This is a genomic window from Pseudomonas sp. DrBHI1, assembly GCF_002205115.1.
GTDB lineage: Bacteria > Pseudomonadota > Gammaproteobacteria > Pseudomonadales > Pseudomonadaceae > Aquipseudomonas > Aquipseudomonas mosselii.
In genome coordinates this window covers 1,326-24,168 of sequence record NZ_NIBE01000044.1, presented here as the reverse complement: position 1 = coordinate 24,168, position 22,843 = coordinate 1,326, and the positions used below count along the sequence as shown (strand labels likewise).

Here is a 22,843-nt window from a genome sequence, read left to right as displayed (position 1 = left end):
ATCATGGTAGAGCAACTCAAGCGACTGGCCACCGGCATCGAAGGGCTTGATGCGCTGCTCAAGGGCGGGCTGGTGGTCGGTGCGTCCTACATCGTCCAGGGCCACCCGGGCTCGGGCAAGACCATTCTCGCCAACCAGCTGGCCTGCAACCATGTGCGCGACGGTGGCCGGGTGCTGGTGGCGACCCTGCTCAGCGAGTCTCATGAGCGCTTGTTCCAGTACCTGTCGACGCTGAGCTTCTTCGACCCGGCGCTGGTCGGCGACAGCATCCAGTTCGTCAGCGCCTTCGATACCCTCGAGCAGGATGGCCTGGATGCGGTAGTCAGGCTGTTGCGTCAAGAGATTGCGCGGCAGCAGGCCACCTTGCTGGTCGTCGATGGCCTGCTCAACGCCCGCTCACGGGCGGAAACCAGCCTGGATACCAAGAAGTTCGTCTCCGAGCTGCAGGGGCATGCGGCGTTCGCCGGTTGCACGGTGCTGCTGCTGACCAGTGCCCGGCTTGAGGAGGGCAGTCCCGAGCACACCATGGTCGACGGCGTGATAGAGCTGGGCGAACACCTGGTCGGCAGTACCGCGGTGCGGCATGTCCAGTTGCGCAAGACCCGCGGCAGCGGCGCGCTGTCTGGTCGCCACGAATGCCAGATCGATGAGTCGGGGTTGCAGGTCTATCCGCGCCTTGAAGCGCTCTACAGCCGCCCCAGCCAGCAGGGTGCGCAAACCCTGGCGCGGGTCGCCACCGGGGTCGCCGACCTGGACGGCATGCTCGGTGGCGGGCTGGCCGAAGCCTCGGTGAGCTTGCTGATGGGGCCATCCGGCGTGGGCAAGACGGCTTTGGGCATCGCGTTTCTCGCCGCCTCGACGAGGGCCGCACCGGGTCTGCATTTTGGATTTTACGAGACGCCGGCGCGACTGCGCCTGAAAGCGTCCGCTCTGGGCTACGACTTGCCTGCGCTGGAGCGCGAGGGGGCGGTGCAACTGAGTTGGCAGCCGACCACCGAAGGCCTGCTGGATCAACTCGGCGCGCGCCTGCTGGCGCAGGTCGAGGCATTGGGCGCGCGACGCGTGGTGATCGACAGCCTGGGCGCCTTCGGCCGTTTGGCGCTAGAGCCCGCCCGTCTGAATGCGTTCTTCCGCGCGCTGACCGGCGAGCTGCGTGCCCGTGGCGTCACGGTGCTGCTGACCTGGGAGATGCGCGACATCTTCGGTGCGGAGATCACTGCGCCGGCTCCGGACCTGTCGAGCATCGTCGACAACCTGATCCTCATGCGCTTCGCCGAGCTCGACGCACAACTGCATCGCGCCCTGTCGATCATCAAGGTGCGTGACAGCGACCACGATCCGGCCTTGCAGGCATTGAATCTGGGGCCGACAGGCATCAACCTGGCGCGGGCATTCGATGGCGCCAGCGGCGTGCTCAGTGGCTCGGCGACATCGCCAGGAGACCGCTAATGGGATGAGCAGCATCCTGATCGTCGACGACGAGTACCTGATCGCCGATATCCTGGGATTCGCTCTGGAGGATGAGGGCTACCTGGTGGAAAAGGCCAGCAATGGGCGCAAGGCGCTGGAGGCCTTGAGAGAAAAGCGCGTGGACCTGGTGATCACCGACTACATGATGCCGGTGCTCAATGGCGAGGAACTGTTGAATGCGATTCGTGACGAACTGCTGCTGACGGACCTGCCGGTGATCCTCATGAGCGGTGCCCAGGCCAGCCAGGGCCGGGCCTGCCCCGGAAGGTTCGCGGCGGTGTTCGACAAACCCTTCGACATGGACCGAATGATCGCCACGGTACGCGAACTGCTTGGCGCCTGAGGTTCGCAAGAGGCTCCCCGCATGGGCGGGCAATCGATCAGGCGCATCCGTGCGGCATGATGCGGTTGGCTTGGGGTTACTCGTCGTTGCTTTTTTCCGGCGCCGGGCTGCCGGCCTGGATCCGCTTGTAGATCTCTTCACGGTGCACCTGGACATCCTTCGGTGCATCGATACCGATCCTCACCTGCATCCCCTTGACGCCCAGAATGGTGACTTTGATGTCATCGTCGATGACGATGCTTTCGCCAACCTTGCGTGTGAGTATCAGCATGTATTTCTCCTTGGTGATGTAGAAAACCGCCGAGCCTGATGGTCTGCGGTGGGAGCCTGTCCCTCTTCCCTCTCATTAAAGACGCTTTCGGCGGATAGTAATTCCCCGACAGACAAATTCTGTTATCGATCTTTAGTTGCAGGTGCCAGTGGGGGTGCTACGCATTCCGCTGGCCAAGGTGCTCAGTGGCAAGGATAGGGTGCTTGGGTCCATATGGGAAATTTCTCTGCTCGATGAACTAAATAGTTGGGGTCAATGATCGTTTTGGCGCGCAAGCGCCTGGAGAAAGCGCAGCAGTGACACTTCCTCGAGTTCCAGGCCCTTGCGTGCCCGCGCGCGGGGCAGGTCCGCCAGGCGTCCGAGTTGGAAGTGTTCGAGTACGGCAGGGTGGATGTAGCAGCGTCGGCACACCGCTGGCGTGTTGCCCAGTCGCGCCGCCACCTGGCGGACGGTGTCGGCGACCTGGCGCCTGGCCTCGCTGTCGGGTTCCCAGGCCAGTGGCCGCAGCAGGCTCAGGGCAAGGCTGCTGCCGGCCCAGGTGCGGTAGTCCTTGGCGGTGAAGTCGGCGCCGGTCAGTTGCTGGAGAAACTGGTTGACCTCGGTCGAGCCGATGCCATGGCGCTGGCCCTGTTCGTCCAGGTACTGGAACAAGGCTTGGCCGGGCAATTCCATGCAGCGCTTGACCAGCCCGGCCAGGCGCCGGTCGGTCAGGGTGACGTTGTGCTCGACTCCGCGCTTGCCACGGAACTGAAAGCGAATTTGGCTACCCTTGACCTGCACATGGCGGGTGTTGAGCGTGGTCAGTCCGTAGGAGCGATTGGCGCGCAGGTATTGGCGGTTGCCGATGCGGATCAGCGTACTGTCGAGCAGGCTGATCACCAGCGCCATGACCTTCTCCCGGCCCAGCCCCGGGCAGGCCAGGTGCGCATCCAGTTGCTTGCGCAGCTTCGGCAGCGCTTCGGCGAAGGCCAGCATGCGCCCGTACTTGTGCTGGTCGCGCAGCTCGCGCCATTGCGTGTGGTAGCGGTACTGCTTGCGCCCCCGGGCATCCCGGCCGGTGGCCTGCAGGTGGCCCTGTGGATCGGCACAGATCCACACATCGGTGTAGGCCGGCGGGATCACCAGGGCTGCGATGCGCGCCAGTGTGTCGGCATCGCGGACACGCTGGTTGCTTGCGTCGAAATAATGAAAGCGATCGCGCCAGCGCCGCCGGGTCAAGCCGGGCTGGCTGTCATCGACGTAGTGCAGGGCGGCAGGGAGCGGGCAGTCGGGCATGGGGGCGGTCCATGAAGGGCACTCTTGCTGCAATGGACAGCGCCGGTTGCGTCATTGCTCAGCCCAGCAGCGCTACCGACTTGATCTGCGCCCAGAGGGTCTGGCCCGGCTGCACCGCGAGCTGATCCGCCGAATAGCGGGTGATGCGCGCCAGCAGGGCGTTGCCGGCGGCGTCCAGGCTGACCAGCACATGGGCGGGGTTGTCCGCCGGGCGGCATTCGCGGACTCGCACCGGCAGGCGATTGAGGATGCTCGAGGCGCTGTCGGCGGTCAGTGCCAGGCTGACATCCCGGGCCTGGACCTTGAGCCGCAGGGTGCTGCCCATGTGCAGCCCCGGGTGGGCGATGCGCAAGCGCTGGCCGTCACTGCCGGGCAGGCGTAGCTCGAACAGCTGGTAATGCGGATCGTGACCTACCACCACGCCTTCGAGCACCACGCCGGCATCCTCGCCCTGGGCCAGCGGCAGGTCGAGGCGCGCCAGGGTCTGGCCGATCAGCCCGCTGGCCACGGCCTTGCCCTGTTCGAGCAGGACCAGGTGGTCGGCCAGGCGCGCCACTTCGTCCTGGGCATGGCTGACGTAGATCAGCGGAATGTCCAGTTCGTCGTGCAGGCGTTCCAGGTACGGCAGGATTTCCCGCTTGCGCGCGCTGTCCAGCGCGGCCAGGGGTTCGTCCATCAGCAGCAGCCGTGGGCTGCTGAGCAGGGCTCGGGCGATACCGACCCGCTGCGCCTCGCCACCGGACAGGGTCGCCGGCTTGCGTGCCAGCAGGTGGCCGATGCCCAGCAGTTGGCAGGCCTGCTCCTGGCTGATCTTGCGCGCCTCGGGGGCGATGCGGCGCCAGCCGAACTCGAGGTTGCCGCGCACCGACAGGTGCGGGAACAGGCTGGCCTCCTGGAACACGTACCCTACTGGCCGCTGGTGTGGCGGGATGAAGTGCCCGCGCGCGCTGTCTTCCCAGACCTCGCCATTGACCTCGATGTAGGCGCTGGCGGCCCGCTCCAGGCCGGCCAGGCAACGCAGGCACGAGGTCTTGCCCGAGCCGGAATGGCCGAACAGGGCGCTGATGCCGCGTCCGGGCAGGTTCAGGTCGACGTCCAGGGTGAAGTCGTCACGCGCCAGTTTCAGACGCGCCTGTATCGATGTACTCATGTCAGCTCCAGCCGGCCTTGCTGCGACGGCCTGCATAGAGCATCAGCAGCACCAGGAACGAGAACACCAGCATGGCTCCGGCCAGCCAGTGCGCCTGGCTGTATTCCATGGCTTCGACATGATCGAAGATCTGCACCGAGACCACCCGGGTCTTGTCGGGAATATTGCCGCCGATCATCAGCACCACGCCGAACTCGCCCACGGTGTGGGCGAAGCCAAGAATGCTGGCGGTGATGAAGCCGGGGCGCGCCAGCGGCAGCACCACGTGGATGAAGGTATCCCACGGGCTGGCCCGCAGGGTGGCGGCCACCTCCAGCGGGCGCTGGCCGATGGCGCCGAAGGCGTTCTGCAAGGGCTGCACCACGAAGGGCATGGAGTACACCACCGAGCCGATCACCAGCCCGGTGAAGCTGAACACCACGCTGCCCAGGCCCAGGGCCTGGGTGGCCTGGCCTATCCAGCCATGGGGGCCGAGGGCCAGCAGCAGGTAAAAGCCGATCACGGTCGGTGGCAGCACCAGCGGTAGGGCCACCACCGCGCCGATCGGTCCGCGCAGCCAGGAGCGTGTGCGCGCCAGCCACCAGGCGATGGGCGTGCCCAGCACCAGGAGAATGGCGGTGGTCAGGCTGGCCAGCTTGATGGTCAGCCAGATCGCGCTCAGGTCACCGGCGTCGAGCGGCATCAGAGCTCATAGCCGTAGGACTTGATCACCGCGGCGGCCTTTGGACCCTTTAGGTAGTCGACCAGGGCCTTGGCGGCCGGGTTGTCCTTGCCTTTGTTGAGAATCACCGCGTCCTGGCGGATCGGGTCATGCAGCTCGGCGGGCACGATCCAGGCGGAGCCTTCGCTGACCTTGCCATCCTTGTAGATCTGCGACAGGGCGACGAAGCCCAGCTCGGCATTGCCGGTGGAAACGAACTGGAAGGCCTGGGTGATGTTCTGACCTTCGACGATCTTCGCCTTGGTGGCTTCGGTCAGCTTGAGCTTGTCCAGCACCTGGGTGGCGGCCAGGCCATAGGGCGCGGCCTTGGGGTTGGCAATGGACAGGTGCTTGTATTCGTTCTTCTTCAGCACGTCGCCCTTGGCGTCGACGTAGCCCGGCTTGGCCGACCACAGCGCCAGGGTGCCGATGGCGTAGGTGAAGCGTGAGCCCGCGACGATTTCCTTTTCCTGCTCGAGCTTGGCCGGGGTGCTGTCGTCGGCGGCGAGGAACACTTCGAACGGCGCGCCATTCTTGATTTGTGCGTAGAACTGGCCGGTAGCGCCGTAGGCGGCGACCAGCTTGTGGCCGGTGTCCTTCTCGAAGTCCTTGGCGATGGCCTGGATGGGCGCTGTAAAGTTGGCCGCTACGGCGACATGGACTTCATCGGCCTGGGCGGCGTTGACGGCGATCAGGGTGGCCAGGGCACTTAAGGCCAGGTGGGGCAGACGAATACGCATGTAGACGGCTCCTAGGGGCGGCGGATTATCGTTATGGCTTGAACTATATAGCGATACGCCATCCGTCGGGAAGAGGGTGCCTGAAATTTTCTTGATCTTTTGGTCAGCTTTTTGTTGGCCGCCCGGCAATGGCTCGGGTCAGCTCACCCGCCGGCATGTGACGCCCAAGGCGCAGCGCCTGTCCGGACCACAGGTTGCTGAAATCGGCGTTGCCCTGCGGGTCGGTGATCGCCCGCAGTGGCATCAGCGCGCCGCCGGCCAGCGGGAAGCGCGGGGCGAGGGCGCTCATCGGCCCCAGCTCGCGCATCAGGCGGTTGTTGATGCCACGCGCCGGGCGGCCGGTGAACAGGTTGGTCAGCGCTGTATCGTTGGCGGACGCGCTGTCCAGGGCGCGGCGGTGCGCCGGGGACACCTTGGCCTCTGGGCAGAACAGGTACGCAGTACCGACCTGCACCGCCGAGGCGCCCAGGGCCAGGGCGGCGACCAGGCCGCGATGGTCGCCGACACCACCCGCCGCGATCACCGGCAACTGCACGGCATCCACAACCTGGGGCACCAGGGCGAAGGTGCCGATCTGGCTGTTGATGTCGCTGTCGAGGAACATGCCACGATGGCCGCCGGCCTCGTAGCCCATGGCGATGATCGCGTCGCAGCCATGCTGTTCAAGCCACCGCGCTTCCTCCACCGTGGTGGCGCTGGACAGCACCTTGGCCCCGGCTGCCTTGACCCTTCGCAGCAGCTCGGGCGCCGGTAGGCCGAAGTGGAAACTGACCACCTCCGGGCGCAGTTCCTCCACCAGCTGGCAGCTCTGTTCGTCGAAGGGCGCGCGATTGGACACCGGCGTCGGCGCCTCGAAGTCCGCGCCGACTTCCTCGTAGTAGGGCTTGAGCGCCTGCTTCCAGCGGGCGTCGCGCTCGGGGTCCGGCGGCGGCGGCTGGTGGCAGAAGAAGTTCAGGTTGAGCGGGCCCCGGCAGGCGGCGCGAAAGGCCTCGATCTCGCCGCGCACCTGCTCGGCGGTGAGCATGGCGCAGGGCAGGGCGCCGAGGCCGCCGGCGTTGCCGACGGCAATGGCCATGGCCGAACCGCTGGCGCCGGCCATGGGCGCCTGGAGAATGGGCAGCTCGATACTCAGCAGGTCGAGGATGCGACGGTCTTGCCGGGTGCTCATGGACGACTCCTTGAGTGCGGGGCGTGCTGCGTGGTTACAAGGCCTTGCTGACCTGGATGTCGCTGATCTTGTCGACGTCGTCGCCGTGGATCTTGCGCAGCGCTTGCTGCGCCTGCTCGAGGGAGGCGTCGGGCATCTGGGCGAAGTCCCAGCGGCGCTCGCCGTCGAGCTTGTACTTGATCACATATTTGATGGTCTGGGTCATGCGGCTATCCACGTGTTATCCGAGTTTCGACGACGAGCGACGGACGATCTTGATCTTGTGGCTGAGGGCCGGCTTGCGCGTCACCGAGATCGGGCGAGTGGTCACGGTGTCGATGGTGATGTTCCAGAAGCCAGTGCTCGGCACGGTGATCTTCGCCGGGAAACGCTCGAAGTGGCCGCCGTGGTAGGTGTGGCGCCCGCCATTCTTGAAGCTGCGGAAGTTGGCGTCGTTCATCAGGCGGATGTTGCAGCGCTGGGAGCACTCGATGACGACGATGTCGTCTTCGTTCAGGTGCTCGCGCTGGTGTACGAATTTCATGGGGAGCTCCGCAAGGATTGGTTCAGCAAACGCGAAAGATACCACGATGTGAGGTTACACTTGCGCCCGGGCTGGCCAAGCCAAGGAGATTTCTGCCAGACGTGGGAGCAAAACCGCCTGGATGTGGTCAGAGGATGACTTTGCAGATGCTGGAGACGATGTAGATGAAATGGGTTTTAGCGGCGGTATCGTTGGCCTTGGGGGGCTGTGTCAGCGTAACGGAACTCGAGCAGTCCCACGCGACGCTGGATGTGATCTCCGGCAAGACGCCGCGCGAATATGCCGATTGCGTGAAGCGCAAGCTGGCCGACACGCGTGATCCCTTGCAGGAAGAGGTACGGGGCGATGGCCTGCGCCTGACCGTGCCGCAGAAGGTGTCGGCCGGTGTCGGTCCTGCGGCGCTGCTCGATATCGACAAGCGCGGCAGCGGCAGCGCGATCAAGGTGTATGAACGGCTGAACAACTTCCCGCTGCGCCTGGGTGATGTGCGTACTTCGGCGACCCAGTGCATCTCCGGTTCTTGATCCAGCTCAGTTAATCGGCGATTAGCTGGCGGTTTGCCACTTTCCTTCCCGGTGACGCGTTGTCGCACGTCGGGGATTAGGCCTAGTATTTCTGGGCTTATATCGTTTGAGCCTAAGCTTATAACAAGGAAATGGAGCCTCCGTGATGAAACCCCTGAGCCATGTCGTGATCGGCAGCCTGCTGATCTTGGCCTGGCCCTCGGCGCACGCTGCCGATGGCCAGAAAATCTTCAACCAGGGCGGGCAGAACCCCGCCGCCATGGCCTGCCTGGGCTGTCATGGCCCGGACGGCAAGGGTATCGCCGCCGCCGGCTTTCCCCGTCTCGCCGGCCTGCCTGCCGGCTATCTCAGCAAGCAGTTGCACGACTTTCGCAGCGCCAGCCGCAAGCAGCCAGTGATGGAGCCGCTGGCCAAGGCCCTGGACGATGCCGAAATCGAGGCGGTCAGCACCTATCTGGCCAAGCTGCCTGCCGATGCCGCGGCGGGCACGCGTCGCCAGCAGATCGCCAACGATCCGGTGGCCCGCCTGGCCATCTACGGCGACTGGAGCCGGCTGATCCCCGGTTGCGTGCAGTGTCATGGCCCGGGCGGCAGCGGCGTCGGCGAGCACTTCCCGCCGCTGGCCGGGCAGCCCGCCGCTTACCTGGTGGCGCAACTCAATGCCTGGCGCGATGGCAGCCGCAGCAATGACCCCAACCAGTTGATGGTCAACGTGGCCAAGGCGATGACCGATGCCGAGGTCAAGGCGGTCGCTGACTACTTTGCCCAACCGGCCAGCCAGGAGGTCAAGCCATGAAAGTCCTGATGCCAACCCTGCTGCTGGCCATGGGCACTGCCCAAGCCGCCCCCATCGCCATGGAAGACCAGTCCCAGCTCAAGGTCCCGGGCGTGCAGGCCGCCCCGCAGTTCGTGCCGCCGGCGGAAAGCGCGATCCCGGATAACGCCTTCGGCAAGATGATCCGTGAAGGCCACGCGCTGTTCGTCGATACGCGACGATTGATGCCCGACGCGGTCGGCAACGGCATGAACTGCAGTAACTGCCACCTCGACCAGGGACGTATGCCACATTCCGCGCCATTGTGGGGCGCCTACCCAATGTACCCGGCGTATCGCAAGAAGAACGACAAGGTCAACACCTTCGCCGAGCGCATCCAGGGCTGCTTCACCTTCAGCATGAACGGCAAGCCGCCGGCGGCCGACAGCCCACAGATGACCGCCTTGAGCGTTTACGCCTACTGGCTGTCGACCCAGGCGCCGACAGGCGTGGAAATCGCCGGTCGCGGCTACCCGGAGGTGCCCAGGCCCGAAGGTGGTTATGACTTCAAGCGCGGCAAGCAGGTGTATGACGAGCAATGCGCGATCTGTCACGGTGGCAATGGCGAAGGGCAGAAGGTGGCCGGGGAGTATGTGATGCCGCCGCTGTGGGGCAAGGATTCCTACAATTGGGGCGCCGGCATGCACCGGATCAATACCGCGGCGTCGTTCATCAAGTACAACATGCCATTGGGCAAGCCTGGCAGCCTGAGTGATCAGCAGGCCTGGGACGTGGCCGCGTGGATCAACCGCCATGAGCGACCGCAGGATCCGCGGCTGGTCGAAGGCTCGATCGAGAAGACCCGGCTGAAGTTCCATGCCAACGACGGGGTCAACCTGTATGGGCAGAAGGTCGATGGCGTGCTGATCGGGCAGGGGATCGGCGGCTGAGCCACGGTCATCGCGGGGCATCTTCGAGAGCGGGCCTGCCCCGCGATGACGCTGCCGGTCGCCTGAAATTCACGCCCTGGCGGAACTATCTACACTGGAATATCTCTATGATGGCATCGGCCAGCGCGGGGGGCATTGTAAGGTGAACGCCGCCTGATTAGACTGCGCCGAATTTCGTACGCAAAGCCCTTGTTAAGGACGTATATGATCAAGAAATGCTTGTTCCCGGCAGCCGGTTACGGCACCCGCTTCCTGCCCGCTACCAAAGCCATGCCCAAGGAAATGCTGCCGGTGGTCAACAAGCCACTGATCCAGTATGGCGTTGAAGAAGCGCTGGACGCTGGCCTCAACGAGATCTCCATCGTCACCGGCCGTGGCAAGCGCGCCCTGGAAGACCACTTCGACATCAGCTACGAGCTGGAAAACCAGATCAAGGGTACCGACAAGGAAAAATACCTGGTCGGCATCCGCCGACTGCTCGACGAGTGCTCGTTCTCCTACACTCGCCAGACAGAAATGAAAGGCCTGGGCCACGCGATCCTCACCGGTCGTCCGCTGATCGGCGACGAGCCATTCGCCGTGGTACTGGCCGACGACCTGTGCGTCAACCTCGAAGGTGACGGCGTGCTCAAGCAGATGGTAAAGCTGTACAAGCAGTATCGCTGCACCATCGTGGCGATCATGGAAGTCGACCCGCAGGAAACCAGCAAGTACGGCGTGATCGCCGGTGACCTGATTGGTGACGACCTGTACCGCGTACGCAACATGGTCGAGAAGCCGAAACCCGAAGATGCACCGTCGAACCTGGCGATCATCGGCCGCTACATCATGACCCCGGACATCTTCAAGCTGATCGAGGAAACCGAACCTGGCAAGGGCGGTGAAATTCAGATCACCGACGCATTGATGAAGCAGGCCCAGGACGGCTGTGTGATTGCCTACAAGTTCAAGGGCAAGCGTTTCGACTGCGGTGGCGCCGAAGGTTACATCGAAGCGACCAACTTCTGCTTCGAAAACTTCTACAAGACCGGCAAGGCTTACTGAGTTTCCGGTATTGTGTGAAAAGCCACCTTCGGGTGGCTTTTTTGTTTGCGGCGGCCAACGGCGCTATGCTGGGCGCCTGCCTAGGAGAGTGAATACATGGCCTACGATTTTGATCTGTTCGTGATTGGCGCCGGTTCCGGCGGTGTGCGCGCGGCACGTTTCGCCGCGGGGTTCGGTGCGAAAGTGGCGGTGGCCGAGAGCCGCTACCTCGGCGGCACCTGCGTCAACGTCGGGTGCGTACCGAAGAAGCTGCTGGTGTACGGCGCCCATGTCGCCGACGAACTGGAACAGGCCGCGGGCTTCGGCTGGACCCTGGAAGAGGGGCATTTCGACTGGGGCACGCTGATCGCCAACAAGAACCGCGAGATAGAGCGCCTCAACGGCATCTATCGCAACCTGCTGGTCAACAGTGGCGTGACCTTGCTGCAGGGCCATGCGCGCCTGACCGGCGCCCATGAGGTGGAAGTCGAGGGCCAGCGTTACAGCGCCGCGCATATCCTCATCGCCACCGGCGGCTGGCCGCAGGTGCCGGACATCCCCGGCAAGGAGCTGGCGATCACCTCCAACGAAGCCTTCTACCTCAAGGACCTGCCGCGCCGGGTACTGGTGGTGGGCGGCGGCTACATCGCCGTGGAGTTCGCCGGCATCTTCCAGGGCCTGGGCGCCGACACCACGCTGCTGTACCGCGGCGAGCTGTTCCTGCGTGGCTTCGACGGCTCGGTGCGTACCCACCTGAAGGAAGAGCTGGAGAAGCGCGGCCTGGACCTTGAGTTCAACGCCGACATCCAGCGCATCGACAAGCTCGAGGATGGTAGCCTCAAGGCCACCCTCAAGGACGGTCGCGAGCTGGTCGCCGACTGCATCTTCTACGCCACCGGGCGCCGGCCGATGCTGGATAACCTGGGCCTGGAAAACACCGGCGTCGAACTGGACCCGCGCGGCTTCATCCGCGTCGACGAGCAGTACCAGACCACCGAACCGTCGATCCTGGCCATTGGCGACGTCATCGGCCGTGTGCAGCTCACCCCCGTGGCCCTGGCCGAAGGCATGGCCGTGGCCCGGCGCCTGTTCAAGCCCGAGCAGTACCGCACGGTCGACTACCAGAACATCCCGACTGCGGTATTCAGCCAGCCGCCGATCGGCACCGTGGGCCTGACCGAGGAGCAGGCGCTGGCCGCCGGGCACAAGGTGCAGATCTTCGAGAGCCGCTTCCGCGCGATGAAGCTGACCCTCACCGATATCCAGGAAAAGACCCTGATGAAGCTGGTGGTCGACGCAGAAACCGACAAGGTGCTGGGCTGCCACATGGTCGGGCCGGATGCCGGCGAGATCATCCAGGGCCTGGGGATCGCCCTGAAGGCAGGTGCGACCAAGCAGCAGTTCGACGAGACCATCGGCGTGCACCCGACCGCCGCGGAAGAGTTCGTGACCATGCGCACCGTCACCCGCTGATACGCGTTTATCCCGGATCGCGGGGCAAGCCCGCCCCCACGCCTGAAAACCTTCTGGCGTGGGGGCGGGCTTGCCCCGCGATGCATTTTGCCCCCGCAATCCTTTGCTCAGCCCAATCCCTTCTATTAATAATCCCGCCTTATAGCCAAAACCAATCACCAGCATGAGCTTTGCCAATGAGCCTTCATCGGGACCAGCGGTTAGGATTCTCTCCGTCAACTGATTTCAACCCATGAAGGAGCGTCTCTCATGCCAATCATCAACAGCCAGGTCAAACCGTTCAACGCCACTGCTTTCCACAATGGCGAATTCGTCCAGGTCAGCGAAGCCGACCTGAAAGGCAAGTGGTCCGTCGTGTTCTTCTACCCGGCCGACTTCACCTTTGTCTGCCCGACCGAACTGGGTGACCTTGCTGACAACTACGCTGAGTTCCAGAAACTGGGCGTGGAAATCTACGGTGTGTCCACCGACACCCACTTCACCCACAAAGCCTGGCACGACACCTCGGACACCATCGGCAAGATCAAGTACCCGCTGATCGGTGACCCGACCCACGTCATCTCGCGCAACTTCGACGTGCTGATCGAAGAAGCCGGCCTGGCCGATCGCGGTACCTTCGTGATCAACCCGGAAGGTCAGATCAAGATCGTCGAAATCAACGACGGTGGTGTAGGCCGTGACGCCAGCGAGCTGCTGCGCAAGGTCAAGGCTGCCCAGTACGTTGCCGCTCACCCAGGCGAAGTCTGCCCGGCCAAGTGGAAAGAAGGCGAAGCCACTCTCGCGCCGTCGCTGGACCTGGTCGGCAAGATCTAAGGCAAAGCCTTTGATCATGCGCCAATCGCGGGCGGTAGACGGCCGCCAAAGCTGAAGCAGTTACCGCCCCGTAAAAACGCCCGGGCGATCTCGCCTGGGCGTTTTTGTATCCGAGTTTTGAAAAAGGAATCGCCCGTATGTTGGACGCCACGCTTAAATCGCAACTGAAAACCTACCTGGAGCGGGTCACCCAGCCGATCGAGATCGTTGCCTCCCTCGACGACGGCGCGAAGTCCCGCGAACTGCACGACCTGCTGGTGGAAATCGCCGGCCTGTCGAACCTCATTACCTTCAGCGCGGATGGCAACGACGCCCGTCGTCCTTCGTTCTCGCTGAACCGCCCGGGAGCCGAGATCAGCTTGCGTTTCGCCGGCATCCCCATGGGGCACGAATTCACCTCCCTGGTGCTGGCGCTGCTGCAGGTCGGCGGCCACCCCTCCAAGGCCAGCGCCGAAGTGATCGAGCAGATCCAGGCGCTGGAAGGCGAGTTCACCTTCGAAACCTACTTCTCGCTGTCGTGCCAGAACTGCCCGGACGTGGTCCAGGCGCTGAACCTGATGGCGGTGCTCAACCCCAATGTGCGTCATGTCGCCATCGACGGCGCGCTGTTCCAGGATGAAGTCGAAGCCCGCAAGGTCATGGCGGTGCCGAGCATCTACCTGAACGGCGAAGTGTTCGGCCAGGGCCGCATGGGCCTGGAAGAAATCCTCAGCAAGATCGACACCAATGCTGGCGCTCGCCAGGCCGAGAAGATCAACGCCAAGGATGCCTTCGACGTGCTGGTGGTCGGGGGCGGCCCGGCCGGCGCCGCCGCCGCGATCTACGCCGCGCGCAAAGGCATTCGCACCGGTGTTGCTGCCGAGCGCTTTGGTGGCCAGGTGCTCGACACCCTGGCGATCGAGAACTTCATCTCGGTGCAGGAGACCGAAGGGCCGAAGCTGGCCACGGCCCTGGAAGAGCACGTCAAGCAATACGACGTCGACATCATGAACCTGCAGCGCGGCGAAGCGCTGATCCCGGCCACCGATGGCGGCTTGCACGAAGTACGCCTGGCCGGCGGCGCCTCGCTCAAGGCCAAGACCGTGATCCTCGCCACTGGCGCCCGCTGGCGTGAGATGAACGTGCCGGGTGAGCAGCAATACCGCGCCCGTGGCGTGGCCTACTGCCCGCACTGCGACGGCCCGCTGTTCAAGGGCAAGCGCGTGGCGGTGATCGGCGGTGGCAACTCCGGCGTGGAAGCGGCCATCGACCTGGCCGGCGTCGTCGCCCAGGTGACCCTGATCGAATTCGACAGCCAGCTGCGCGCCGATGCCGTTCTGCAGCGCAAGCTGCACAGCCTGCCGAACGTCAAGGTGATCACCAGCGCGTTGACCACCGAGGTGGTCGGCGATGGCGAAAAGGTCACCGGCCTGCGCTACAAGGACCGCACCACCGACGCGTCGCACGACCTGGCGCTGGAAGGCATCTTCGTGCAGATCGGCCTGCTGCCGAACACCGATTGGCTCAAGGGCACGGTCGAGCTGTCGCCGCGTGGCGAGATCATCGTCGACGCCAAGGGCCAGACCAGCATCCCGGGCGTGTTCGCCGCCGGTGACGTGACCACCGTGCCGTACAAGCAGATCGTCATCGCCGTGGGCGAGGGGGCCAAGGCCTCGCTGGCGGCCTTCGATCACTTGATCCGCACCTCGGCGCCAGCCTGATCGCCAGGCGCCGCACATGAAAACGCCGCCATTCCCTGAGGGATGGCGGCGTTTTCATTGCCGGCGGTAACGCCGCGATCAGGCGCTGCGTTGTTCCATTGCCTGGCACGCTGCAGCGGTGAACAGCACGTCGGTGGAGGAGTTCAGCGCGGTTTCCGCCGAGTCCTGCAGCACGCCGATAATGAAACCGACCGCCACCACTTGCATGGCGATCTCGCTGGGGATGCCGAACAGGCTGCAGGCCAGCGGAATCAGCAGCAGCGAGCCGCCGGCCACGCCTGATGCGCCACAAGCGCAAACCGCCGCCACCACGCTGAGCAGCACCGCGGTCGGTAGGTCCACCGGGATACCCAGGGTGTGCACGGCGGCCAGGGTCAGCACGGTGATGGTGATCGCCGCGCCGGCCATGTTGATGGTCGCGCCCAGCGGGATCGACACCGAATAGGTATCCTCATGCAGGCCGAGTTTTTCCGACAGCGCCAGGTTGACCGGGATGTTGGCCGCCGAGCTGCGGGTGAAGAACGCGGTGATGCCGCTCTCGCGCAGGCACAGCAAGGTCAGCGGGTAGGGGTTGCGGCGGATCTTCCAGAACACGATCAGCGGGTTCATCACCAGCGCCACGAACAGCATGCAGCCGATCAGCACGCCGAGCAGGTGCAGATAGCCGAGCAGCGCGTCCAGGCCCGATTGCGCCAGGGTGGCGCTGACCAGGCCGAAGATACCCAGCGGGGCGAAGCGGATCACCACGCGCACGATCAGGGTCACGCCGTTGGACAGGTCCTCGACCACGGTGCGGGTGGTGTCGTTGGCATGGCGCAGGGCCACGCCCAGGCCGATGGCCCAGGTCAGCACGCCGATGAAGTTGGCGTTGAGCAGCGCGTTGACCGGGTTGTCCACGGCGCTGAGCAGCAGGTTCTGCAACACCTCGCCGATACCGCCGGGGGCGCTCAGCGTGGCGTCGCTGGTGCTCAGTGCCAGGTTGGACGGGAACAGCATGCTCGCCGTCACGGCCACCACCGCTGCGGCGAAGGTGCCCAGCAGGTACAGCCAGAGGATCGGGCGGATGTGGGTTTCCTGGCCATGGCGGTGGTTGGCGATCGAAGCCATCACCAGGATGAACACCAGCACCGGCGCCACGGCCTTCAGGGCGCTGACGAAGACCTTGCCGAGGAACGCCAGGTCGCGGGCCACGGCCGGGGCGAGCAGGGCGAGGAGAATGCCGGCCACCAGGCCGATGCAGATCTGCGTCACCAGGCCGGTGCGGTTGATGAGGCGGAGGATGGGGGTCATGTGCAGCGCAATCCAGTTACGTGAAAGCGCGCGACTTTATCACAGACCCGCAGGGCATATCGTGGCAACGGGCCTGTCCCGCGATCACCGGCCGATCTACCAGTGAAACAACTCCCGCCGCGCGCCCTCGGTGATCGCCAGGATCCCCGGGTGCTTGACCTTGCGCTCTACCGAAATGGCGTAGAACGACTCGTTCACCGCCTCGGTCTGGCCGATCAGCCTCACGCCGTACTGGCGGCAGACCTCCTCGGCGATCACGCTGGGGGCGACGAAGATGCCGCTGCCCGACTGGCCGAAGGCCTGCATCAGCGCGCTGTCGTCGAACTCGCCGACGATGCGCGGCTGCACCTGCTGCTCAGCCAGCCAGCGCAGCAGCCGGCTACGCACCACGGTCTCCTGGCCGGGGATCAGCAACGGTGCGTCGTCCAGGCAGGCGGGGAAGGGCCGGTCGAGGCGATCGGCCAGCGTGGGCGTGGCGAAGAAGCTCAGGCCGCATTCGCCGAGTTTCTGGCTGTAGCCCTTGATGTCCAGGTGGCTGGGCATGGGGCTATCGGAGATCACCAGGTCCAGGCGCTGGATCGCCAGGTCCGCCAGCAACCGTTCGAGCTTGTCCTCGCGGCAGCTGATGCGCAGCACCTCGTCCAGCTCCATGGTCGGCGCCAGCAGGCGGTAGACGATGGACTTGGGCACCACGTCGGCCACTCCCACGCGAAACAGGATCTGCTCCTGCGGCCCGGCCCGCAGCATGGCCTCCAGTTCGCCGCCGATCTGGAACATCTGTTCAGCGTAGACCAGCGCCTGGCGCCCGGTCTCGGTCAGCTCCAGCTGGCGGCCGACGCGCTGGAACAGCTCGAGGTTCCAGGTCTGCTCGAACAGGCTGATCTGACCGCTGATGGTCTGCGGGGTGAGGTTCAACTGCTCGCTGGCGCGGGCGATGCTGCCGGTCTTGGCCACGGCCCAGAAATAGTGGAGCTGGCGGTAGTTGAGCATGGCCTTTCTCGGTTCGGGAAAACCGAAGTATACACGCTGAAAAAACGAATTTTCCGGATGTTTCAGCCTCTCTAGAATGCCATTCCATCAGGCGCATGACGCGCCGCCCGGCATTCGACAAGCGAGGACCCCATGCTACAACTCAAATCCATTGGTACACCGCTGGTGCTGGCACTGGCCCTGCTCGCCATGTCCGGTTGCGACCAGGCCGAGAAATCCGCCCAGCAGATGCTCGACCAGGCCGCCGAAACCGCCAAGCAGGCCATCGACAAGACCAACGACGCCGCCCAGCAGGCCCTGAGCGACGCCATCGGCGGCGATGCCGAGAAGGCCAAGGCCGAAGACGACAAGAAAGACACCCAGGACATCTGAGAGCAGGACTGACCAATGGAATATTTGCTGGAACTCGCCGCAAGCCCCACCGCCTGGGTTGCCCTCGCCACCCTGGTGGCCATGGAGGTCGTGCTTGGCATCGACAACCTGATCTTCATCTCCATCCTCACCAACAAGCTGCCTGAGCAATACCGCTCCAAGGCACGCCGTATCGGTATCAGCATGGCCCTGGTCATGCGCCTGGCGCTGCTCAGTACCGTGGCCTGGATCGTTCAGCTGACGGAGCCTGTGGTCGAGGTGTTCGGCCACACGTTCTCGTGGAAGGACATGATCCTCATCGCCGGTGGCCTGTTCCTGCTGTGGAAGGCGACCAAGGAGATCCATGAAAGCGTCGACCCTCACGGCGCCAAGGAAGAGTCCAAGGTTGGCAGCACCGTGACCATCGGCTTCACCGCGGCGATTTTCCAGATACTGCTGCTGGACATCGTCTTCTCGATCGACAGCATCATCACCGCCGTGGGCATGACCGAGCACCTGCCGATCATGATCATCGCCGTGATCAGCGCCGTCATCGTGATGCTGGTAGCCGCCGACCCGCTGGCCAAGTTCATCAACGACAACCCGACCGTGGTGATGCTGGCCCTGGGCTTCCTGATCATGATCGGCATGACCCTGATCGCCGAAGGTTTCGGCGCACATGTGCCGAAAGGTTATGTGTATGCGGCCATGGCGTTCTCCACGGCGATCGAGATCCTCAACATCCTGGCGCGTCGGGCACGCTTGAAGCGTGAGGCGGCCGAGGGCAACTGAGCCGCAAGCTACAAATGATAATAAGCAAGAGGGAGCCTGGTCTCCCTCTTGTCGTTCATGGCTCGAAGTGTGTAGATGCTGTCAATGAGCCCCGGCATGGCGTCGGACACGGCGCATGGGCTGGGCCTTGGCCAGTGCATGGGGTGGCAGGTGATGAGGGTGGGAATGCCGGCGCACGATGCGCAACACCCCCCAGAGCATGGCCGCCGCAACGCTGAGCCACATGCCGACCAGCATTAGAATTGCCATTGTCAGGCTCATGTGTGCCTCCTTATCTCTGGCGAGCCAGACTCGCCATCCAGACACAGCTTTAGTCTAGCCCGTCGCCTGTGACGTTCCATTGACCGAAGGTCTAGTCCTTGGGTTGTTTTGTTCCAAGCCCGCGCCGGGCTATACCCGCAGGCGCCAGCGTCCTATGATCGGCTTCTTGGTCGGGCGCTGCCTGCCTGACCGCGGAACAAGCGAGTGTCCACGTTGCAAAAGCTCTCCAAGTTTCGGGCCCTGGGCCCACGTCGCCTGCTGGCCGCCTGCCTGGTGGTGGCGACCCTTTCCGGTTGCGCAAGCTCGCCGCCGGCCGCGCTCAAGGGCCTGGCGCAGCGGGTCGAGATCAGCAGCGTGCCGTTCTATCGCGGCAACGCCAACCACAGCGGCTCGATGGCCCTGGCCGCGGTGCTGTCGCAACAGGGCGCGCCGATTACCCCGGGCCTGCTCGACAAGGCGCTGGGCCTGCCCCAGGCCGCCGAATCGCTGGATACCGGCATCCCCCGGGTTGCCCGCGAATATGGCCGGGTGGTGTACCCGCTGGACAAGCACCTGGACGCCTTGCTCGCGCAGGTGGCCGCCGGTTATCCGGTGCTGCTGCGCTACCAGGAAGGTTCGGCCTGGTGGAGCGAGACGCGCTACGCCGTGTTGATCGGCTATGACCGCTACAAGCAGCGGGTGCTGTTGCGTTCGGGCATGCATCGACGGCAGTTGATGGCCTTCGATGATTTCGAATCGGCGTGGGGCAAGGAGGGCAGTTGGGCGGTGCTGCTGCAGTCGCCACGGCAGCTGCCGGCCGAGGTGGATCGCCAGCGCTGGTTGCGGGCGGCGGATGAGCTGGCCCGTTCAGGGCAGGAGATTGCCGCCAGGCAGGCGGTTGCCAGCCTGGGCCAGTGATGGCTTGGCCAGTTGCAGGACGCCGCCTGCAGTTCAAACGTGCCTCTACCGATCGAATGAGAGCATTGTCGCGAAAGGGCTTATTGGATCGCCGTCTCGTGCAGGCAGCGCCACACCACCCCACGGTCGCTGCATTCGAGCAATGCCAGCGACCAGCGTGCCCGTGTCACGTCCTGCGCGCGGTGGGTTTCCTTGTAGCGCACCGCCACATTCACCCCGGCCTGCCACACCACTTGCACATCGCCGACCGTGATCTGCAGCCCGGGACGTGTGCCTGCGGCCCCCTTGAACAACTGCTCGACCTGCTGGCGGCCCACTAGCCTGCCTGTCGTGCCCACCATGCTGAAATCGTCGGCGAACACCGCCATCAGGCCGCCGAGCACCGACTGGGTCTCGGCCGCCGACCGAGTGAAGATCATCTGGATCAGTTCGTGGACGTGATGAATGCTGCGTTCGGCGCGGGCAATCGCGTGTTCAGGCATGGGCGTGGTTCTCCTTGGGCAGTGTGTTCAGTACCAACAATGGCAGCAGCCCCAGCAGCGCGGCCAGAGCAAAGGTCAGGCGATAGGCCGAAGACGCGTCCAGGTCCACCAGCAGCAGGTTGAAGATCATCAGCAGCAAGGCTGCGCCGACGCTGAAGGCCATCTGTCGATTGAGGTTCCACAGTACGCTGGCCTGCTGCATCCGCTCGCCGCTGAAATCGAGCAGCGCGGTCGTCTGGGCGGTGTTGGCGCCGACGCCGCCGCCGATACCCATGAGGCCGTAGGCCGCGACCAGCGCGGCGCTATCCGTCGGCGTGGCGACCCATATCAGCAGGCTGATACCCAGGCTGTGCAGAAGCAGGCCGAGCAGCAGCAGGCGGACGGCACCGACGCGGTTGTACAGGCGGCCGGTCACCAGCATGGCGGCCAAGGCTCCGGTGGCATAGACCAGCATGAACAGGCCGGTGGCCTGGGCGCTCAGTTTCAACACGTCCTGCAGGTAGAAGATGTTCAGCAGGTTGACCCCAGTGAACACACCGGGGATCGCATGGTAGACCTGCATCGAGACCCGCAGACGAGGGCTGCCGAGCAGCTTGAGTTCGACGATGCCGCCGGCTGAGCGTCGGTAGTGGGCGCGGTACAGCAGGGCGCAGGACACGCTGGCCAGCAGGCAGGCGATGGTCAGCGCGAGGCCATGGCCAGCGCCGTACAGCGACAGACCCAGCAGCAGGCAGGCGAGGGTGGCGCTGACCAGCAGCAATCCCTTGAAGTCCGGGCGGGAGGCTGTCGGGCCGGGCGTCTGGTCAATCCAGGCCCAGGCCAGCGCCGCCGTCAGCAGGGCCAGCGGAATGTTGCAGTGGAAGACCCACGGCCAGCGGCCATGGTCGACGATCATCCCGCCGAGGGTCGGCGACAGCGCCGGCGCCAGTAGCGCCACGGCCATCACCAGGGTGGACACGCGGGCGCGCTCCGGGCCCTGGAACCGCTCGAAGGTCAGCGCTTGCCCCACAGGGATCAGCAGGCCACCGGCCATCCCCTGGAGCAGACGCCAGGCGATCAGCGCGGCGAAGCTTGCGGCTTCCCCACAGCCCCAAACTGCCACGCTGAACCCCAGCATCGCGGCGCACAGCAGGCGCCGCGCGCCCCAGTGGTTCGCCAGCCAGGTGCTCACCGGCACGGCCAGGGTCAGCCCGAGCATGTAGGCGTTGCCGACCCAGGCGCTGCTGGCATTGCCAATGGCGAACTGGTCCGTGATCCGCGGCAACGCCACGGTCGGCATGAACAGGTTGATGCAGTCGATGAAGAAGCCCATCAGGAAGATCGTTGCCACGCGATATCGGTACGTCATTGCCACTCCTTTTCGGCGCGCAGCGTAGGTGCCGTGGACTGTCCCCGTCGATATCGCTACCCTTGAAACTCTGTTTGATGGAAGTGAACAATGCCGCGCACGGCCCTCCACACCCAGCTCAACCGGGTGCAGACGTTTCTGGCGGTGGTCGATTTCGGCTCCTTTACCAAGGCGGCGGACTTTCTCGGCATCAGCAAAGCCATGGCCAGCCAGCACGTCAAGGCGCTGGAGCAGGCCCTGGGAGTGACGCTGCTGGCGCGCAGCACCCGTTCCATCGCCCTGACCGAAACCGGCCAAGGTTTCTACGAAGACTTCAAGGTGATCGTCAGCGATGTCGAAGGCGCCTTCGACAGTGTGCTGCGCCGGCACAATGGCGTATCAGGCCGACTGCGCATCAGTACCACCGGGGAGTACGGCGAGCGCTTCATCCTGCCGCTGATCCCGGTGTTCGCCGAGCGCTACCCAGCGTTGTCGATCAGCTACGAGACCGACTCGTCGCTGAGCGACCTGATTGCCGAACGGCTCGACCTGGTGGTGCGCCTCGGTGCCCTGATGGACTCGAACCTGCGCAGTCGCAAGCTGGCTGACTACGATATTCTGCTGGTGGCCTCACCGCCCTTTCTCGCTCGCCATGCCATCACCGAGCCTGCCGACCTTGCGCAGGTACCCTGGATCGCCAATAGCAACCTGCGCAGCCCGACCAGTTGGACCTTGCACGCAACGCGCAGTGGCAGTGCGAGCGTGGTGGGCAAGGCGGTCTACCAGTCCAATGCGTCCCACGCCATCCGGGCGATGGCCTGCGCCGCGCTGGGCGTGGCAGTGCTGCCTGCCTGGCTGGTCGAGGAGGATCTGGACGCCGGCAGGTTGCGGCGCGTGTTGCCGGACTACAGCCTGCCGGCGCAGCCCATCAGCGTCGTCTACCCGAACAGCAGCCATGTGCCGCACAAGACCCGGGTGTTCATCGACTTCCTGTGCGAGCACCTGGGGCGCTAGTTCATGGCTCCAGGCCGATACCGCGCAGGATGACGCCGGTGACGGTCTGCACCGCTTGCTCGAACGCCACGTCGGACAGCGACTCGCCGCCATTGAGCAGGTTGACCTGGTAGCCGAAGTCGGCGTAGTGCTGGGTCGCGGCCCAGATCATGTACAGCAGCGCAGACGGCTCCACCGGCAGGATGCGGCGTTCCTCGACCCAACTGCGGATCTTCGCTTGCTTGAGCTGCGCCCAGGGCACCAGGATTTCGTCCAGGCTGGCGCCGAGCAGCGGGGCGCCGTGGAGCATCTCCTCGGCCCAGATCTTCGAGCCCAGCGGCCTTGAGCGCGAGTGGCCCATCTTGGCGCGGATGTAGCTGGTCAGTACCACCCTGGGGTCGTCGAAGCGCTCGAAGCACAGGGCGTCCTGCTTCCACACATCCAGCAGGTCCTGCAGCACGGCGCGGTACAGCTCGTCCTTGGTGCTGAAGTAGTAGTGCAGGTTGGAGCGCGGCAGTTGCGCCAGCTCGGCGATATCGCCCATGGAGGTGGCGCCGTAGCCCTTGTCGGCGAACACCTGCTC

General features: G+C 64.6%; 27 protein-coding genes. 13 read left to right on the top strand and 14 right to left on the bottom strand.

What is annotated here, in order from left to right:
- Positions 1 to 3: 3 nt before the first annotated feature.
- Together CC207_RS06915 and CC207_RS06910 are read left to right on the top strand one after the other, a co-directional pair.
- Positions 4 to 1,449, top strand: coding sequence for an ATPase domain-containing protein (locus tag CC207_RS06915; RefSeq protein WP_062361172.1), 1,446 nt, complete (start codon positions 4 to 6; stop codon positions 1,447 to 1,449).
- 4 nt (positions 1,450 to 1,453) lie between these two features.
- The gene (locus tag CC207_RS06910) at positions 1,454 to 1,813 is read left to right on the top strand and encodes a response regulator (RefSeq protein ID WP_028692435.1); all 360 of its coding nucleotides are present in this window, start codon (positions 1,454 to 1,456) and stop codon (positions 1,811 to 1,813) included.
- A 76-nt stretch (positions 1,814 to 1,889) separates the two neighbouring features.
- On the opposite strand, the gene csrA is transcribed toward CC207_RS06910, so the two are convergent.
- The 8 genes from csrA to CC207_RS06870 all read right to left on the bottom strand — a co-directional run bounded on the left by csrA (position 1,890) and on the right by CC207_RS06870 (position 7,640).
- Positions 1,890 to 2,084 (bottom strand): carbon storage regulator CsrA, encoded by a 195-nt coding sequence (gene csrA / locus CC207_RS06905; protein WP_023628788.1) that lies wholly within the window; start codon positions 2,082 to 2,084, stop codon positions 1,890 to 1,892.
- A 252-nt stretch (positions 2,085 to 2,336) separates the two neighbouring features.
- On the bottom strand, positions 2,337 to 3,359 hold the full coding sequence (locus CC207_RS06900) for a DNA topoisomerase IB (RefSeq protein ID WP_028692434.1): 1,023 nt from the start codon (positions 3,357 to 3,359) through the stop codon (positions 2,337 to 2,339).
- Between the two features lie 58 nt (positions 3,360 to 3,417).
- The gene (gene modC / locus CC207_RS06895; protein ID WP_088851782.1) at positions 3,418 to 4,509 is read right to left on the bottom strand and encodes a molybdenum ABC transporter ATP-binding protein; all 1,092 of its coding nucleotides are present in this window, start codon (positions 4,507 to 4,509) and stop codon (positions 3,418 to 3,420) included.
- Between the two features lies 1 nt (position 4,510).
- Positions 4,511 to 5,191, bottom strand: a complete 681-nt coding sequence (gene modB, locus CC207_RS06890) for a molybdate ABC transporter permease subunit (protein WP_069016824.1) — start codon at positions 5,189 to 5,191, stop codon at positions 4,511 to 4,513.
- The gene (modA, locus tag CC207_RS06885; protein WP_028692431.1) at positions 5,191 to 5,949 is read right to left on the bottom strand and encodes a molybdate ABC transporter substrate-binding protein; all 759 of its coding nucleotides are present in this window, start codon (positions 5,947 to 5,949) and stop codon (positions 5,191 to 5,193) included. The genes modB and modA overlap by 1 nt, the downstream gene beginning before the upstream one ends.
- A 103-nt stretch (positions 5,950 to 6,052) precedes the next feature.
- Positions 6,053 to 7,117 carry a nitronate monooxygenase family protein gene (locus CC207_RS06880; protein WP_069016822.1) on the bottom strand — a complete coding sequence of 355 codons (1,065 nt, stop codon included), beginning with the start codon at positions 7,115 to 7,117 and terminating at the stop codon, positions 6,053 to 6,055.
- 34 nt (positions 7,118 to 7,151) lie between these two features.
- Complete coding sequence (locus CC207_RS27110) at positions 7,152 to 7,322, bottom strand: hypothetical protein (RefSeq protein WP_088851781.1); 171 nt, start codon at positions 7,320 to 7,322, stop codon at positions 7,152 to 7,154.
- 15 nt (positions 7,323 to 7,337) lie between these two features.
- On the bottom strand, positions 7,338 to 7,640 hold the full coding sequence (locus CC207_RS06870; protein ID WP_028692429.1) for a DUF1883 domain-containing protein: 303 nt from the start codon (positions 7,638 to 7,640) through the stop codon (positions 7,338 to 7,340).
- A gap of 164 nt (positions 7,641 to 7,804) precedes the next feature.
- Here CC207_RS06870 and CC207_RS06865 point away from each other — a divergent pair, with 164 nt between their 5' ends.
- The 7 genes from CC207_RS06865 to ahpF all read left to right on the top strand — a co-directional run bounded on the left by CC207_RS06865 (position 7,805) and on the right by ahpF (position 14,877).
- Positions 7,805 to 8,164: a hypothetical protein gene (locus tag CC207_RS06865; RefSeq protein ID WP_028692428.1), complete on the top strand. Its 360-nt coding sequence runs from the start codon at positions 7,805 to 7,807 to the stop codon at positions 8,162 to 8,164.
- Positions 8,165 to 8,309: 145 nt separating this feature from the next.
- The gene (locus tag CC207_RS06860; RefSeq protein WP_028692427.1) at positions 8,310 to 8,960 is read left to right on the top strand and encodes a cytochrome c; all 651 of its coding nucleotides are present in this window, start codon (positions 8,310 to 8,312) and stop codon (positions 8,958 to 8,960) included.
- Positions 8,957 to 9,868, top strand: coding sequence for a c-type cytochrome (locus CC207_RS06855; protein WP_028692426.1), 912 nt, complete (start codon positions 8,957 to 8,959; stop codon positions 9,866 to 9,868). The genes CC207_RS06860 and CC207_RS06855 overlap by 4 nt, the downstream gene beginning before the upstream one ends.
- Positions 9,869 to 10,072: 204 nt before the next feature.
- Complete coding sequence (gene galU / locus CC207_RS06850; protein WP_010223914.1) at positions 10,073 to 10,912, top strand: UTP--glucose-1-phosphate uridylyltransferase GalU; 840 nt, start codon at positions 10,073 to 10,075, stop codon at positions 10,910 to 10,912.
- A gap of 96 nt (positions 10,913 to 11,008) precedes the next feature.
- Positions 11,009 to 12,364 carry a glutathione-disulfide reductase gene (gorA, locus tag CC207_RS06845; protein ID WP_028692425.1) on the top strand — a complete coding sequence of 452 codons (1,356 nt, stop codon included), beginning with the start codon at positions 11,009 to 11,011 and terminating at the stop codon, positions 12,362 to 12,364.
- A gap of 249 nt (positions 12,365 to 12,613) precedes the next feature.
- On the top strand, positions 12,614 to 13,177 hold the full coding sequence (gene ahpC, locus CC207_RS06840; protein ID WP_008090543.1) for an alkyl hydroperoxide reductase subunit C: 564 nt from the start codon (positions 12,614 to 12,616) through the stop codon (positions 13,175 to 13,177).
- Positions 13,178 to 13,314: 137 nt separating this feature from the next.
- Entirely contained in the window at positions 13,315 to 14,877 is a 1,563-nt protein-coding gene (ahpF, locus tag CC207_RS06835) for an alkyl hydroperoxide reductase subunit F (protein WP_088851780.1), read from the top strand.
- A gap of 78 nt (positions 14,878 to 14,955) precedes the next feature.
- Here the strand turns inward: ahpF and sstT are convergent, their stop codons facing one another.
- Together sstT and nhaR are read right to left on the bottom strand one after the other, a co-directional pair.
- Positions 14,956 to 16,167, bottom strand: a complete 1,212-nt coding sequence (sstT, locus tag CC207_RS06830) for a serine/threonine transporter SstT (RefSeq protein WP_088851779.1) — start codon at positions 16,165 to 16,167, stop codon at positions 14,956 to 14,958.
- Between the two features lie 96 nt (positions 16,168 to 16,263).
- A complete protein-coding gene (gene nhaR / locus CC207_RS06825) occupies positions 16,264 to 17,157 on the bottom strand; it encodes a transcriptional activator NhaR (protein WP_062361178.1) in 894 nt (297 codons plus the stop codon).
- 132 nt (positions 17,158 to 17,289) lie between these two features.
- On the opposite strand from nhaR, the gene CC207_RS06820 reads away from it, so the two are divergent.
- Together CC207_RS06820 and CC207_RS06815 are read left to right on the top strand one after the other, a co-directional pair.
- Complete coding sequence (locus tag CC207_RS06820; RefSeq protein WP_028692421.1) at positions 17,290 to 17,529, top strand: hypothetical protein; 240 nt, start codon at positions 17,290 to 17,292, stop codon at positions 17,527 to 17,529.
- A 15-nt stretch (positions 17,530 to 17,544) separates the two neighbouring features.
- Positions 17,545 to 18,300 carry a TerC family protein gene (locus CC207_RS06815; RefSeq protein WP_028692420.1) on the top strand — a complete coding sequence of 252 codons (756 nt, stop codon included), beginning with the start codon at positions 17,545 to 17,547 and terminating at the stop codon, positions 18,298 to 18,300.
- An 81-nt stretch (positions 18,301 to 18,381) separates the two neighbouring features.
- On the opposite strand, the gene CC207_RS06810 is transcribed toward CC207_RS06815, so the two are convergent.
- Positions 18,382 to 18,561 carry a hypothetical protein gene (locus CC207_RS06810; protein ID WP_028692419.1) on the bottom strand — a complete coding sequence of 60 codons (180 nt, stop codon included), beginning with the start codon at positions 18,559 to 18,561 and terminating at the stop codon, positions 18,382 to 18,384.
- A gap of 204 nt (positions 18,562 to 18,765) precedes the next feature.
- On the opposite strand from CC207_RS06810, the gene CC207_RS06805 reads away from it, so the two are divergent.
- Positions 18,766 to 19,458, top strand: a complete 693-nt coding sequence (locus tag CC207_RS06805) for a peptidase C39 family protein (protein WP_062361179.1) — start codon at positions 18,766 to 18,768, stop codon at positions 19,456 to 19,458.
- An 80-nt stretch (positions 19,459 to 19,538) separates the two neighbouring features.
- Here the strand turns inward: CC207_RS06805 and CC207_RS06800 are convergent, their stop codons facing one another.
- Both CC207_RS06800 and CC207_RS06795 read right to left on the bottom strand, forming a co-directional pair.
- A complete protein-coding gene (locus CC207_RS06800; RefSeq protein WP_062361181.1) occupies positions 19,539 to 19,940 on the bottom strand; it encodes a nuclear transport factor 2 family protein in 402 nt (133 codons plus the stop codon).
- Positions 19,933 to 21,288 (bottom strand): MFS transporter, encoded by a 1,356-nt coding sequence (locus tag CC207_RS06795; protein WP_069016820.1) that lies wholly within the window; start codon positions 21,286 to 21,288, stop codon positions 19,933 to 19,935. The genes CC207_RS06800 and CC207_RS06795 overlap by 8 nt, the downstream gene beginning before the upstream one ends.
- 90 nt (positions 21,289 to 21,378) lie before the next feature.
- Here CC207_RS06795 and CC207_RS06790 point away from each other — a divergent pair, with 90 nt between their 5' ends.
- A complete protein-coding gene (locus CC207_RS06790; RefSeq protein ID WP_062361185.1) occupies positions 21,379 to 22,281 on the top strand; it encodes a LysR family transcriptional regulator in 903 nt (300 codons plus the stop codon).
- Position 22,282: 1 nt separating this feature from the next.
- Here CC207_RS06790 and CC207_RS06785 read toward each other — a convergent pair.
- The coding region (locus CC207_RS06785) for a TetR/AcrR family transcriptional regulator (protein WP_143496087.1) at positions 22,283 to 22,843 on the bottom strand (561 nt) is incomplete at its 5' end.

Bases quoted from the DNA above. Each gene is read 5' to 3' on its own strand.
- CC207_RS06900 (WP_028692434.1), bottom strand. From the start codon at position 3,359: ATGCCCGACTGCCCGCTCCCTGCCGCCCTGCACTACGTCGATGACAGC.
- CC207_RS06880 (WP_069016822.1), bottom strand. From the start codon at position 7,117: ATGAGCACCCGGCAAGACCGTCGCATCCTCGACCTGCTGAGTATCGAG.
- CC207_RS06820 (WP_028692421.1), top strand. From the start codon at position 17,290: ATGCTACAACTCAAATCCATTGGTACACCGCTGGTGCTGGCACTGGCC.
- CC207_RS06800 (WP_062361181.1), bottom strand. From the start codon at position 19,940: ATGCCTGAACACGCGATTGCCCGCGCCGAACGCAGCATTCATCACGTC.
- CC207_RS06795 (WP_069016820.1), bottom strand. From the start codon at position 21,288: ATGACGTACCGATATCGCGTGGCAACGATCTTCCTGATGGGCTTCTTC.
- CC207_RS27110 (WP_088851781.1), bottom strand. From the start codon at position 7,322: ATGACCCAGACCATCAAATATGTGATCAAGTACAAGCTCGACGGCGAG.
- CC207_RS06855 (WP_028692426.1), top strand. From the start codon at position 8,957: ATGAAAGTCCTGATGCCAACCCTGCTGCTGGCCATGGGCACTGCCCAA.
- galU (WP_010223914.1), top strand. From the start codon at position 10,073: ATGATCAAGAAATGCTTGTTCCCGGCAGCCGGTTACGGCACCCGCTTC.
- CC207_RS06870 (WP_028692429.1), bottom strand. From the start codon at position 7,640: ATGAAATTCGTACACCAGCGCGAGCACCTGAACGAAGACGACATCGTC.
- gorA (WP_028692425.1), top strand. From the start codon at position 11,009: ATGGCCTACGATTTTGATCTGTTCGTGATTGGCGCCGGTTCCGGCGGT.
- CC207_RS06810 (WP_028692419.1), bottom strand. From the start codon at position 18,561: ATGAGCCTGACAATGGCAATTCTAATGCTGGTCGGCATGTGGCTCAGC.
- ahpF (WP_088851780.1), top strand. From the start codon at position 13,315: ATGTTGGACGCCACGCTTAAATCGCAACTGAAAACCTACCTGGAGCGG.
- CC207_RS06860 (WP_028692427.1), top strand. From the start codon at position 8,310: ATGAAACCCCTGAGCCATGTCGTGATCGGCAGCCTGCTGATCTTGGCC.
- sstT (WP_088851779.1), bottom strand. From the start codon at position 16,167: ATGACCCCCATCCTCCGCCTCATCAACCGCACCGGCCTGGTGACGCAG.
- nhaR (WP_062361178.1), bottom strand. From the start codon at position 17,157: ATGCTCAACTACCGCCAGCTCCACTATTTCTGGGCCGTGGCCAAGACC.
- CC207_RS06915 (WP_062361172.1), top strand. From the start codon at position 4: ATGGTAGAGCAACTCAAGCGACTGGCCACCGGCATCGAAGGGCTTGAT.
- CC207_RS06865 (WP_028692428.1), top strand. From the start codon at position 7,805: ATGAAATGGGTTTTAGCGGCGGTATCGTTGGCCTTGGGGGGCTGTGTC.
- CC207_RS06815 (WP_028692420.1), top strand. From the start codon at position 17,545: ATGGAATATTTGCTGGAACTCGCCGCAAGCCCCACCGCCTGGGTTGCC.
- modB (WP_069016824.1), bottom strand. From the start codon at position 5,191: ATGCCGCTCGACGCCGGTGACCTGAGCGCGATCTGGCTGACCATCAAG.
- csrA (WP_023628788.1), bottom strand. From the start codon at position 2,084: ATGCTGATACTCACACGCAAGGTTGGCGAAAGCATCGTCATCGACGAT.
- modA (WP_028692431.1), bottom strand. From the start codon at position 5,949: ATGCGTATTCGTCTGCCCCACCTGGCCTTAAGTGCCCTGGCCACCCTG.
- CC207_RS06910 (WP_028692435.1), top strand. From the start codon at position 1,454: ATGAGCAGCATCCTGATCGTCGACGACGAGTACCTGATCGCCGATATC.
- ahpC (WP_008090543.1), top strand. From the start codon at position 12,614: ATGCCAATCATCAACAGCCAGGTCAAACCGTTCAACGCCACTGCTTTC.
- CC207_RS06790 (WP_062361185.1), top strand. From the start codon at position 21,379: ATGCCGCGCACGGCCCTCCACACCCAGCTCAACCGGGTGCAGACGTTT.
- modC (WP_088851782.1), bottom strand. From the start codon at position 4,509: ATGAGTACATCGATACAGGCGCGTCTGAAACTGGCGCGTGACGACTTC.